General features: G+C 74.7%; 2 protein-coding genes. Both read left to right on the forward strand.

Annotated elements, in window-relative coordinates; all coding sequences use genetic code 11:
- Window positions 1-16: 16 nt before the first annotated feature.
- The gene (locus O7612_RS10275) at window positions 17-9,169 is read left to right on the forward strand and encodes a type I polyketide synthase (RefSeq protein WP_282272555.1); all 9,153 of its coding nucleotides are present in this window, start codon (window positions 17-19) and stop codon (window positions 9,167-9,169) included.
- A gap of 31 nt (window positions 9,170-9,200) precedes the next feature.
- Window positions 9,201-13,961 carry a type I polyketide synthase gene (locus tag O7612_RS10280; protein ID WP_282272557.1) on the forward strand — a complete coding sequence of 1,587 codons (4,761 nt, stop codon included), beginning with the start codon at window positions 9,201-9,203 and terminating at the stop codon, window positions 13,959-13,961.
- Window positions 13,962-13,999 lie beyond the last annotated feature (38 nt).

Consider the following 13,999-nt stretch of genomic DNA (forward strand, 5'->3'; position numbering starts at 1 on the left):
AAGATTGGTGTGAACGATGGCGAACGACGACAAGCTCCGGACCTTCCTCAAGCGCGCCACCGCCGAGCTGCAACAGGCCAACCGGCGGCTGCGTGAGGTGGAGGGCCGGGACCAGGAGCCGATCGCGATCGTCGGCATGGGCTGCCGCTACCCCGGCGGGGTCCGGTCGCCGGAGGACCTGTGGCGGCTCGTCGCCGACGGCACCGACGCCATCTCCGGCTTCCCCACCGACCGCGGCTGGGACGTCGACGGGGTCTACGACCCGGAACCGGGCAGGCCCGGCAAGAGCTACACCCGGCATGGCGGCTTCCTGCACGACGCGGCCGAGTTCGACCCGGGCTTCTTCGGGATGAGCCCCCGGGAGGCGGTGGAGACCGACCCGCAGCAGCGGTTGCTGCTGGAGGTGGCCTGGCAGGCGTTCGAACACGGCGGCATCGACCCGCTCGCCCTGAAGGGCAGCGCCACCGGCGTCTTCGTGGGGGTGATGCACCACGACTACGTCGACAGCACCACCTCGGGCAGCCTCGTCTCCGGCCGGGTCGCCTACAACCTCGGCCTGGAGGGGCCGGCGATCACCGTCGACACCGCCTGCTCGTCGTCGTCGGTGGCGGTGCACCTGGCCTGCCAGTCGCTGCGCAAGGAGGAGTGCGGGCTGGCCCTGGCCGGCGGGGTCGCCGTGATGGCCACCCCGCAGCTCTTCGTCGAGTTCAGCCGGCAACGGGCGCTCTCCCCGGACGGCCGGTGCCGCTCCTTCGGCGACGGGGCCGACGGCGCGGCCTGGTCCGAGGGGGTCGGTGTGCTGGTGTTGGAGCGGCTTTCCGACGCTCAACGCAACGGGCACCGGGTGTACGGGGTGGTCCGGGGTTCGGCGGTGAACCAGGACGGGGCGTCGAACGGGTTGACCGCGCCGAACGGGCCGGCGCAGCAGCGGGTGATCCGGGCGGCGCTGGCCAACGCCCGGCTCTCCGTGGCCGACGTGGACGCGGTCGAGGCGCACGGCACCGGCACTAGCCTCGGTGACCCGATCGAGGCCCAGGCGATCCTGGCAACCTACGGCCGGGGCCGGGACCGCCCCCTCTTCCTCGGCTCGATCAAGTCGAACATCGGGCACGCCCAGGCCGCCGCCGGGGTCGCCGGGGTGATCAAGATGGTGCTGGCGATGCGGCACGGCACGCTGCCGCGGACGTTGCACGCCGGGACGCCGTCGCGGCAGGTCGACTGGACGGCGGGGGATGTCCGGTTGTTGACGGAGCCGGTGGAGTGGCCGGCGGGGGAGCGGCCCCGTCGTGCGGGGGTGTCGGCGTTCGGGATCAGCGGCACCAACGTGCACCTCATCGTGGAACAGGCCCCTCCCGTCGAGGACGCCGGACCCGGACCGACCCCGCCGGTCACCCTCTGGCCGGTCTCGGGACGCTCGCCCGAGGGCATGGGCCGGCAGGCCGCCAGCATCGCGGAGTTCGCCGCCGGCACCGACGCGCGCCCGGTGGACGTGGGGTTCTCGTTGGGCGTGGGCAGGGCCGGGCTGGAGTTCCGGGGGGTGGCGGTCGGCGGTTCCGCTGGTGGTCTCGTTTCCGGCCTGGAGGCGCTGGCGGCCGGTGGTGGCCTGTCGGGTCGGGTCACCACGGGTCGGACGGCGGTGGTGTTCACGGGTCAGGGTGCGCAGCGGGTGGGGATGGGTCGTGAGCTGGCGGCGGCGTTCCCGGTGTTCGCGGCGGCGTTGGACGAGGTGTGTGCGGCGTTCGGGCCGTTGTTGGACGGTGATCTGCGGGAGGTGATGTTCACCGATCCGGACGGGGTGCTCGATCGGACGGGGTGGACGCAGCCGGCGTTGTTCGCGGTCGAGGTGGCGTTGTTCCGCCTGGCCGAGTCGTGGGGGTTGAAGCCGGACTTCGTGGCCGGTCACTCGATCGGTGAGCTGGCCGCCGCCCACGTGGCCGGGGTGTGGTCCCTGGCGGACGCGTGCCGGGTGGTCGCGGCGCGGGGTGGGTTGATGCAGGCGCTGCCGGCGGGTGGGGCGATGTTGGCGATCGCCGCGCCGCTGGCGGAGCTGGATCTGGGTGACGTCGACGTGGCGGCGGTCAACGGTCCCCGCGCGGTCGTCGTGTCCGGCACGGAGGAGCGGGTCGCGGCGTTGGAGGCGTCTCTGGAGGTGAAGACGCGCCGGTTGCGGGTGTCGCACGCGTTCCACTCGCATCTGATGGATCCGATGCTGGCCGACTACGGGCGGGTGGTGGAGTCGGTGACCGCCCACCCGGCGGGTGTCCCGTTGGTGTCGACCGCCACCGGGGATCTGGCTACCGACGACGAGTTGGGTTCGGTCGGGTACTGGCAGGCTCAGGTGCGGGGCACGGTGCGGTTCGCCGACGCGGTGGCCACCCTCGCCGCGCGGGGTGTCACCCGGTTCATCGAGATCGGGCCGGACAGCGTGCTGACCGCGATGGTCGCCGACTGCGTGGACGACGCGGTGACCATCGCGGTGCAGCGTCGGGACCGGGAGCAGGTGCAGGCGTACGCCACCGGGATGGCCCAGGCGTGGGTCAGCGGGGTCGACCTGGACTGGTCGGCGGTCAACCCGGGCACCCAGGTCGACCTGCCCAGCTACGCCTTCGCCCGGCAGCGCTACTGGCTGGAGGCGCCCACCGCCGCGCCGGCCACCGTCACCGACGGCTGGCGGTACCGGGTGGTGTGGCGGGACACCGGCCTGCCCACCGGGCCGGAGCTGACCGGCGACTGGTGGATCGTCACGCCGGAGGCCACCACCGACGACCCCCGGGCCACCGCCGTGGCCGACGCGCTCGCCGCCCGCGGTGCTGCCGTCACCCGGCTCACCGCCACCGACCTGTCCGGCACCGGCGCTGCCGCGCTCGTCGGCCCCGGCACCCCCGCCGGGGTGGTGTCGCTGCTCGGCCTCGACGACACCCCGGACCCGTACGACGCCGGGCTGTCCGCCGGGGTCACCGGGACCGTGCACCTGGTGCACGCCCTCGCCGCCGCCGTTTTCACCGGCCGGCTCTGGTGCCTCACCACCGGCGGTGTCGCCGTCGACCGCTACGAGGACCTGCCGCACGCCGCGCAGGCCGGGCTCTGGGGCCTCGGCACGGTGCTCTCCCTCGACTACCCCGACTGGTGGGGCGGCCTGGTCGACCTGCCCGCCGACTGGACGCCCGGCCTCCTCGACCGGCTCGTCGACGTGCTCGCCGACGGCGGCGAGGACCAGGTCGCCCTGCGTACCGCCGGGGTGCTGGCCCGACGGATGGTCCGCTGGCCGGTGGCCGGCAGTCCCGAGCGGCGCTGGCGGCCCACCGGGACGGTGCTGGTCACCGGCGGCACCGGCGGCATCGGCGCACACCTCACCGAGTGGCTCCTCGACCAGGGTGCCGAGCGGGTGGTGCTGGCCAGCCGGCGCGGTCCGGCCGCGCCCGGGGCCGCCGACCTGGCGGCCCGGTTGCCCGGTGTGCAGGTCGTCGCCTGCGACGTGGCCGACCGGGCGGCCGTGGCCGGGCTGCTCGACGGGATCGGCGACGACCTGACCGCCGTCTTCCACGCCGCCGGGGTGCTCGACGACCCCGCCCCCCTCGGCGAGACCGCCCTGGCGGACTTCGCCGCGGTGTGCCGGGCCAAGGTGCTCGGCGCGACCCACCTCGACGCGCTGCTCGGCGACCGGCCACTCGACGCGTTCGTGCTGTTCGCCTCCGGTGCGGCGGTGTGGGGCAGCGCCGGGCAGGCCGCCTACGGCACCGGCAACGCCTTCCTCGACGCCGTCGCCCACCAGCGCCGCCGTCGGGGCCGGACCGCCACCTCGGTGGCCTGGGGCACCTGGGCCGGTGGTGGCATGGTCGACGACCAAGCCACCGGGCACCTGCTGCGGCAGGGCACCCCGCCGATGGAGCCGCGCCTCGCCCTCGGCGCGTTGCAGCAGGTCCTCGACCACGACGAGAGCCACCTCGTGGTCACCGACATCGACTGGACCCGGTTCACCCCGATCTACACCCTGGCCCGCCCCCGGCCGCTGCTCGCCGCGCTCCCCGAGGCCCACCGGACCCCGGGGGCCGTCACGCCGGACGTGCCGGCCGACACGTCCGTCCTGGCCGGGCTGCCCGACGCCGACCGGTTGCCGTACCTGCTGGACACCGTCCGCACCCAGGTCGCCGCCGTCCTCGGTTACGACGCGACGACCACCGTGGACGTCCAGCGGCCGTTCCGGGAACTCGGCTTCGACTCGCTGACCGCCGTGGAGCTGCGCGACGCCCTCGACGCGGCCGTCGGGCTGCGGCTGCCGGCCACCATGGTGTACGACCACCCGACCCCCGCCGTGCTGGCCCGCCACCTGTACGACGAACTCGTCGGCAGCGCCGGCCCGGGTACCGCGACGCCGGTCACCACCGGGGCCAGCTCCGACGAGCCGATCGCCATCATCGGGATGAGCTGCCGCTACCCCGGCGGGGTGCGGTCCCCGGAGGACCTGTGGCGGCTGGTCGACAGCGGCACCGACGCGATCAGCGCGTTCCCCGTCGACCGGGGCTGGGACGCCGACGCGCTCTTCGACGCCGACCCGGACCGGCCCGGCACCAGCTACGTCCGTTCCGGCGGTTTCGTCTACGAGGCGGGCGCGTTCGACGCCGAGTTCTTCGGCATCTCGCCGCGCGAGGCGATCGCCATGGACCCGCAGCAACGGCTGATGCTCGAAGTCACCTGGGAGGCGTGCGAGCGGGCCGGCATGGACCCGGAGGCGCTGCGCGGCAGCCCGGTCGGGGTCTTCGTCGGCTCCGGCGCCCAGGACTACGGCGACCTGCTCGGCCTCGCCCCCGCCGAGTCGGAGGCGTACCTGAGCACCGGCAGTTCCGCGTCGGTGATCTCCGGCCGGGTGTCGTACGCCTTCGGCTTCGAGGGGCCGTCGATGACGGTCGACACGGCCTGTTCCTCGTCGCTGGTCGCGTTGCACCTGGCCAGCCAGGCGCTACGGGCCGGGGAGTGCGGCACCGCCATCGCCGGCGGCGTGCTGGTGATGGCGAACCCCACCCCGTTCGTGGCGTTCAGCCGGCAGCGGGGGCTCGCCCCGGACGGCCGGTGCAAGTCGTTCTCCGACGACGCCGACGGTACCGGCTGGTCCGAGGGGGTCGGTGTGCTGGTGTTGGAGCGGCTTTCCGACGCTCAACGCAACGGGCACCGGGTGTACGGGGTGGTCCGGGGTTCGGCGGTGAACCAGGACGGGGCGTCGAACGGGTTGACCGCGCCGAACGGGCCGGCGCAGCAGCGGGTGATCCGGGCGGCGCTGGCCAACGCCCGGCTCAGCCCCGCCGAGGTCGACGCCGTCGAGGCGCACGGCACCGGCACCACCCTCGGGGATCCGATCGAGGCCCAGGCGTTGCTGGCCACCTACGGCCGGGACCGGGACCGGCCGCTGTGGCTCGGCTCGATCAAGTCGAACATGGGTCATGCCCAGGCCGCCGCGGGAATGGCCGGGGTGATCAAGATGGTGATGGCGATGCGGCACGGGATGCTGCCGCGGACGTTGCACGCCGGGACGCCGTCGCGGCAGGTCGACTGGACGGCGGGGGATGTCCGGTTGTTGACGGAGCCGGTGGAGTGGCCGGCGGGGGAGCGGCCCCGTCGGGCGGGGGTGTCGTCGTTCGGGATCAGTGGCACCAACGCCCACGTGATCGTCGAGGAGGCGCCACCGGTCGAGGTCACCGAGCCGGTCGAGGTCGCCGATCCGCCGGTGGTGCTCTGGCCGCTGGCCAGCCGTTCCGCTGCCGGCCTGGCGGCCCAGGCGGCCCGGTTGGGGGACTTCCTCACCGACGAGCGTCCCGTCGACGTCGGCCATTCTCTCGCCGTCGGTCGGACCGCCTTGGATCACCGGGGGGTGGCGGTCGGCGGTTCCGCCGCTGGTCTCGCCTCCGGCCTGGAGGCCCTGGCGGCCGGTGGCGGCGTGTCGGGTCGGGTCACCACGGGTCGGACGGCGGTGGTGTTCACGGGTCAGGGTGCGCAGCGGGTGGGGATGGGTCGTGAACTGGCGGCGGCGTTCCCGGTGTTCGCGCGGGCGTTGGACGAGGTGTGCGCTGCCTTCGGTCCGTTGCTCGATGGTGATCTGCGGGAGGTGATGTTCACCGACCCGGACGGTGTGCTCGATGAGACGGGGTGGACGCAGCCGGCGTTGTTCGCGGTCGAGGTGGCGTTGTTCCGCCTGGCCGAGTCGTGGGGGTTGAAGCCGGATTTCGTGGCGGGTCACTCGATCGGTGAGCTGGCCGCCGCGCATGTGGCGGGGGTGTGGTCGTTGGATGACGCGTGTCGGGTGGTGGCGGCGCGGGGTGGGTTGATGCAGGCGTTGCCTGCTGGTGGGGCGATGTTGGCGGTTGCTGCGCCGTTGGCGGAGTTGGACCTCGGTGACGTCGACGTGGCGGCGGTGAATGGTCCCCGGGCGGTGGTGGTGTCGGGGACCGAGGAGCGGATCGCGGCGTTGGAAGCGGCGCTGGGGGACGCCGGGGAGACGGCCGGCGGCCTTCGGAAGATGCGCCGGCTGCGGGTGTCGCACGCGTTCCACTCCACGTTGATGGACCCGATGCTGGCCGACTACGGGCGGGTCCTGGAGGGGGTCTCCCCGAGCCCGGCGGGCATTGCCCTGGTGTCGACGGTGACCGGGGATCTGGCCACCGATGACGAGTTGGGTTCGGTCGGGTACTGGCAGGGTCAGGTGCGGGGGACGGTCCGGTTCGCCGATGCGGTGGCCGCTCTGGCGGCGCGTGGGGTGACCCGGTTCATCGAGATCGGGCCGGACAGTGTGCTGACCGGGATGGTCGGCGACTGTGTGGACGACGCGGTGGCGATTCCGTTGCAGCGGCGTGCCGGCGGCCGGGTGCGGTCCGAGACCGTCGGTCCGGTGCGGCGGGACGCGGAGGACCAGGTGGTGGCGTACGCCACCGGGATGGCCCGGGCCTGGACCAGCGGCGTCGATCTCGACTGGGCGGCGGTCAACCCGGGCGGTCGGCAGGTTGACCTGCCCACCTACGCCTTCCAGCACCAGCGCTACTGGATCGAGCCCGACCCCACCGCCGTCGGCACCGACGCCGCCGACGGCGGGTTCTGGGACGCCGTCGACCGGGCCGACACCGACCTGCTCGCCGACGGCCTCGGCGTCGCGCCCGGCGTGGTGAGCGAGGTGCTGCCCGGTCTCGCCGCCTGGCGGTCCCGGCAGCGGGACGCGTCCACCCTGGACGACTGGCGGTACCGGGTGGTGTGGCGGTCCACCGAACTGCCCGGCGGCGGGGAGCTGACCGGCACCTGGTGGCTCGTCGTACCGGCCGGGTCGACCGGGGGACGTCCCGGCGGGCTTGCCGACCCGGACGGCCACGACGCGCGGGTACGGGCCGTCGCCGACGGGCTGACCGCCCGGGGTGCCCACGTCGTCACCGTCACCGGCACCGTGCTGCCCGACGGGGACACTCCGACCGGGGTGCTCTCCCTGCTCGCCCTCGACGACACCCCCGACACCACCGCCGCCGGACTCTCCGTCGGCGTCACCGACACCGTGGCGCTGATCCAGGCGCTCACCGCGACCGAGTTCGCCGGTCGGGTCTGGTGCCTCACCGCGGGTGGTGTCGCCGTCGACCGGTTCGAGGATCTGCCGCACCCCGCCCAGGGTGCGCTCTGGGGGCTGGGCACCGTGCTGTCCCTGGAGTACCCGCACTCCTGGGGTGGCCTGGTCGACCTGCCCACCGACTGGGCCGACGGGCACGTCGAGCGGCTCGCCGACGTCCTCGCCGCCGGTGCGGAGGACCAGGTGGCCGTCCGCACCGCCGGGGTGCTAGCCCGGCGGCTGGTCCGCTGGCCCGTCGCGGGCAACCCCGAACGGCACTGGCAGCCCACCGGCACCGTGCTGGTCACCGGCGGCACCGGCGGCATCGGCGGGCACCTCACCGAGTGGCTGCTCGACCACGGCGCCGACCGGGTGGTGCTGGCGAGCCGGCGTGGTCCGGCGGCCCCCGGTGCGGCCGCGTTGACGGCGCGGCATCCGGGCGTGGAGGTGGTGGCGTGTGACGTGGCCGACCGGGAGGCGGTCGCCGCGCTCCTGGACGCTCTCGGTGACGGGCTGACCGGTGTCTTCCACGCCGCCGGGGTGCTGCACCAGGAGAAGTCGCTGCCGGAGACCAGCGTGGCCGAGTTCGCCGAGGTGTGCCGGGCGAAGGTGCTCGGCGCGGTGCACCTCGACGAGTTGACCGCCGACCGGCCGTTGGACGCGTTCGTGCTGTTCTCCTCGGGGGCCGCGGTGTGGGGCAGTGCCGGGCAGGCCGGGTACGCGACGGCGAACGCGTTCCTCGACGCGTTGGCGCACCGGCGGCGGTCCCGGGGTGCGGTGGCGACCTCGGTCGCCTGGGGAAGCTGGGGCGGCGGCGGCATGGCCGACGGGGACGCCACCGCGCATCTCCGTCGGCAGGGCACCCCGCCGATGGACCCCCGGCTCGCCGTCCGCGCGCTCGGGCAGGCCCTCGACCACGACGAGAGCCACCTCGTCGTCGCCGACATCGACTGGACCCGGTTCACCCCGATCTACACCCTGGCCCGGCCCCGGCCACTGCTCGCCGCGCTCCCCGACGCCCAGCCGGAGAGCGAGCCGGCCGTCCCGGTCGCCGCGACCGCCGACCTCGCCGGCCGGCTCGCCGCGATGCCGTCCCCGGACCGCCTCGATGCCGTCCTGGCCCTGGTCCGCGACCAGGTCGCCGCCGTCCTCGGGTACGCCTCCGGCGCCGACGTCGACCCCGAGCGGGCGTTCAAGGAGGCCGGCTTCGACTCGTTGACCGCCGTCGAGCTGCGTAACCGGCTCGCCACCGAGACCGCGCTGCGGCTGCCCGCCACCCTGGTCTTCGACCACCCGACCCCGACCGAGCTGGCCCAGCAACTGCTCACCGAGCTGGTGCCCGCCGACGCCGGGGGCGTCACCCTGCTCGACGACCTCGACCGGCTCCAGGCCGCGCTGTCCACCCTGGACGCCGACGCGGTGGCCGCCCTCGACGAGAGCACCCGGGCCGGGGTGGGGGAGCGGCTCAAGGCCCTGCTGGCGGCCTGGACCGCCGGGCAGCGCCCGGCCGAGGTCGCCAGCGTCGCCGAGGACCTCGACACGGCCTCCGACGACGACCTCTTCGACTTCATCGACAGCAAGTTCGGCACCTCATGATCCGTCGGCTCCGTCCAGGAATGGGTTCCTGATGTCCAACGAACAGAAGCTTCGTGACTACCTGCGCCGGGTCACCGCCGACCTGCACGAGACCAGCGAACGGCTCCGCGACGTCGAGGAGCGCGCCGTCGAACCGATCGCCATCGTCGGGATGGGCTGCCGTTACCCCGGCGGGGTCGACTCGCCCGACGCCCTGTGGGACCTGGTGGCCGCCGGCACCGACGCGATCTCCGGCATGCCCACCGACCGGGGCTGGGACCTCGACCGGCTCTACGACCCGGATCCCGACCACCCCGGCACCAGCTACACCCGGGCCGGTGGCTTCCTCTACGACGCCGCCGACTTCGACCCCACGTTCTTCAGCATCTCGCCCCGCGAGGCCGCCGAGATGGACCCGCAGCAGCGGCTGTTCCTGGAGACGTCCTGGGAGGCGCTGGAGCGGGCCGGTATCGACCCGTCGTCGCTCAAGGGCAGCCCCACCGCGGTGTTCACCGGGGTCGTCTACCACGACTACCCGAACAGCTGGGGTGCCGGCAGCATCGTCTCCGGCCGGCTGGCGTACACCCTCGGGTTGGAGGGTCCAGCGGTCACCGTCGACACCGGCTGCTCGTCGTCGCTGGTCGCCCTGCACTGGGCCTGCCAGTCGCTGCGCTCCGGGGAGTCGTCGCTCGCCGTCGCCGGTGGGGTGACCGTCATCGGCACCCCGGGAGCGTTCGTCGAGTTCTCCCAGCAGCGGGCGCTCTCCTCCGACGGCCGGTGCAAGTCTTTCGCCGCCGCCGCCGACGGCACCGGCTGGGCCGAGGGGGCCGGTGCGCTGGTGCTGGAGCGGCTCTCCGACGCCCGCCGCAACGGACACCCGGTGCTCGCCGTCATCCGGGGCTCCGCGATCAACCAGGACGGTGCGTCCAACGGCCTGACCGCCCCCAACGGCCCGTCCCAGCGGCGGGTCATCCGGGCGGCGCTGGCCAACGCCCGGCTCGCCGGCCAGGAGATCGACGCGGTCGAGGCGCACGGCACCGGCACCCGGCTCGGTGACCCGATCGAGGCGCAGGCGCTGTTCGCCACGTACGGGCGGGACCGTCCCGCCGACCGGCCGCTCTGGCTCGGCTCGCTGAAGTCCAACATCGGCCACTCGCAGGCCGCCGCCGGGGTCGGCGGGGTGATCAAGATGGTGCAGGCGATGCGGCACGGGGTGCTTCCCCGCACCCTGCACGTCGACGAGCCCAGCGGCGAGATCGACTGGTCGCCGGGCACGGTGCGGCTGCTCACCGAGCCGGTGGACTGGCCGCAGACCGGCCGGGCCCGGCGCTGCGCGGTCTCCTCGTTCGGCATCAGCGGCACCAACGCCCACGTCGTGCTCGAAGAGGTGGCCCCGGCCGACGAGGACGAGCAGCCGGCCGTCCCGGCGGTGCTGCCGTGGGTGTTCTCCGGGCACACCGAGCGGGCCCTGCGCGCCCAGGCCGAGCGGCTGCTGTCCCACCTGGACGCCGTGCCCGCCGACGCCGCCGCGGTGGGCCGTACGCTCGCCGGCCGGGCCCGGCTCGGCCACCGCGCGGTGGTGCTCGGCGGCGACCTGCCGCAGTTGCGGGCCGCGCTCGTCCCGGTCGTCGCGGGCCAGCCGTCCGCGACCTCGGTCACCGGCACCGCCGACGCCACCGGCCGGGTCGTCTTCGTCTTTCCCGGCCAGGGCGCCCAGTGGGTCGGCATGGCCGCCGCGCTGCTGGACTCCTGCCCGGTCTTCGCCGACCAGATGAGCCGCTGCGCCACCGAACTGCGCGCGTACGTCGACTGGGACCTGCTCGACGTGGTGCGTGGGGTGCCCGGTGCGCCGTCGCTGGAATGGGTGGACGTCGTGCAGCCCGCGCTCTGGGCGATGATGGTCTCCCTCGCCGCCACCTGGCGGGCGTACGGCGTGGAACCCGCCGCCGTGGTCGGCCACTCGCAGGGGGAGATCGCCGCCGCCTGCGTGGCCGGCGGACTGTCCCTCGCCGACGGGGCGCGGGTGGTCACGCTGCGCAGCCGGGCCATCGGCGAGAAGCTGGCCGGTCGGGGCGGGATGGTCTCGATCGGGCTGCCCGCCGACCGGGCGCAGGAGCGGATCGCCCGGTGGGCGGGCGACATCTCCCTCGCCGTGGTCAACGGCGCCAGCTCGGTGGTGGTCTCCGGCACCCCGGAGGCGCTGCGGGAACTCGTCGCCGCGCTCACCGAGGAGGGGATCCGGGTCAAGCAGGTCGCCGTCGACTACGCCTCGCACTCCGCGCAGGTGGAGGCGCTGGAGCACCGGCTGCTGGAGGACCTGGCCCCGATCAACCCGCGCACCGGGACGATCCGGATGCTCTCCACCGTCACCGGCGACTGGGTGGACACCGCCACCCTGGACGCCCGCTACTGGTACGACAACCTCCGCAACACGGTCCGGTTCGACCCGGCGATCCGCTCTCTCGCCGGGCAGGGCTGGACCGGGTTCGTGGAGGTCAGCCCGCACCCGGTGCTCGGCATGGGCATGCAGGAGACGCTGGAGTCGGCGGACCAGCCGACGGTGGTCACCGGCACCCTGCGCCGCGACGACGGGGGCCTGGACCGGCTGCTCACCTCCCTGGCCGAGCTGCACGTGCGGGGCGTCGACGTGGACTGGGCCGCCGCCCTGCCCGGCACCCGCCGGGCGGACCTGCCCACCTACGCCTTCCAGCACCAGCGCTACTGGATCGCGCCGACCGCCGACGCCCCGGCCACCGCCGGCACCGACGCCGGGTTCTGGGAGGCGGTGGAACGCGCCGACGTCGACCTGCTCGCCGACGGCCTCGGCGTCGACACCGCCCTGGTCGGCGAGGTGCTGCCCGGCCTGACGTCGTGGCGGTCCCGGCAGCGCGACGTCGCCACGGTGGACGGCTGGCGGTACCGGGTGGCGTGGCGGCCGACCGAGCTGTCCGTCGGCGGGCGGCTCACCGGCACGTGGTGGGTGGTCGCCCCGGCGGCGCTGGCCGACGACGAGCGGCTGCGTACGCTCGCCGACGGGTTGGCCGCCCGGGGCGCCGAGGTGGTCACCGTCACCGGCACCGACCACGCCGGCCGGGCGGCCCCCGCCGGGGTGCTCTCCCTGCTCGCCCTGGACGACGGCCCCGACCCGCTGGGCGTCGGCCTGTCCGCCGGGGTCGCCGCCACCGTGTCGCTGGTGCACGCGCTGGCCGCCGCCGACTTCACCGGCCGGCTCTGGTGCGTCACCGCCGGTGCGGTCGGCGTCGACCGGTTCGAGCCGGTCGCGGACCCGGCCCAGGGCGCGCTGTGGGGCCTGGGCACGGTGCTCTCCCTCGACTACCCCGGCTGGTGGGGTGGCCTGGTCGACCTGCCCGCCGACTGGACGCCGGAGACCGTCGACCGGCTGGCCGACGTGCTGACCGGCGGCGGCGAGGACCAGGTGGCGCTGCGGCCGGCCGGCCTGTCGGCCCGCCGGATGGTCCGTCATCCGGTGACCGGGGCACCCGGACGGCACTGGCGGGCCAGCGGCACGGTGCTGGTCACCGGCGGCACCGGCGGCGTCGGCGGGCACGTCACCGAGTGGCTGATCGAGCGGGGCGCGCAGCGGGTGGTGCTGGCGAGCCGGCGCGGCCCGGACGCCCCCGGCGCGGCTGACCTGACGGCCCGGCACCCGGAGGTCGAGGTCGTCGCTCTCGACGTGGCTGACCGGGACGCGGTCGCCGCGCTCCTGGACGCTCTCGGTGACGAGCTGACCGCGGTCTTCCACGCCGCCGGGGCGCTGCACCCCGAGGTGCCGTTGGGGCAGACCGGCCTCGACGACTTCGCCGAGGTGTGCCGGGCGAAGGTGCTCGGTGCGGTGCACCTCGACGAGTTGACCGCCGACCGGCCGTTGGACGCGTTCGTGCTGTTCTCCTCGGGTGCGGCGGTGTGGGGCAGTGCCGGGCAGGCCGGGTACGCGACGGCGAACGCGTTCCTCGACGCGTTGGCGCACCGGCGGCGCAGCCGGGGTGCGGTGGCGACCTCGGTCGCCTGGGGAAGCTGGGGCGGCGGCGGTGGGATGGCCGGCGGCGAGGTCGGTGCGCACCTCGACCGGCTCGGCGTCGGCGTGATGGACCCCCGGCTCGCCGTCCGCGCGCTCGGGCAGGCCCTCGACCACGACGAGAGCCACCTCGTCGTCGCCGACATCGACTGGACCCGGTTCACGCCGATCTACACCCTGGCCCGGTCGCGGCCACTGCTCGCCGAGCTGCCCGACGCCGCACCCGAGCCGGCCGGAGCCGCCGACCCGGCGTCGTCCTCGGCGCTGGTCGACCGGCTCGGCACGCTGCCCGAGGCCGAGCAGCGCGCCCTGCTGCTGGAGACGGTCCGCACCAACGTGGCCGCCGTCCTCGGCTACGGCGACGCCGAACTGGTCGAGCCGCAGCGCGCGTTCAAGGAACTCGGCATGGACTCGGTGACCGCCGTGGAGCTGCGCAACCGGCTCAGCGCCGCCACCGGCGTCCGGCTCTCCGCCACCCTGGTGTTCGACCACCCCAACCCGACCGCCCTGGCCGACCAGCTCCGGGCCGAACTCGGCTACACCGGCGACACCGCCGGCGGACTGCTCGCCGAGCTGGACCGGTTGGAGGTGACCGTCGCCGGACTGACGCCGGAGGAGATCGAACGCCACCGGGTCACCGGCCGGCTCCAGTCACTGCTGGCGAAGCTCAACGAAACCCTCAGCACCACCGCGGGCACCACCCTGGTCGACCGGCTCGAGACGGCCTCCGCGGACGACGTGTTCGACCTGATCGACAAGGAACTCGGGATGACCTGAGCCGCCCCCCGGCTCCCGGAGCGACGTGTCCCGCTGGC

It is taken from the genome of Micromonospora sp. WMMD987 (assembly GCF_029581435.1).
GTDB classification, from domain to species: domain Bacteria; phylum Actinomycetota; class Actinomycetes; order Mycobacteriales; family Micromonosporaceae; genus Micromonospora; species Micromonospora rifamycinica.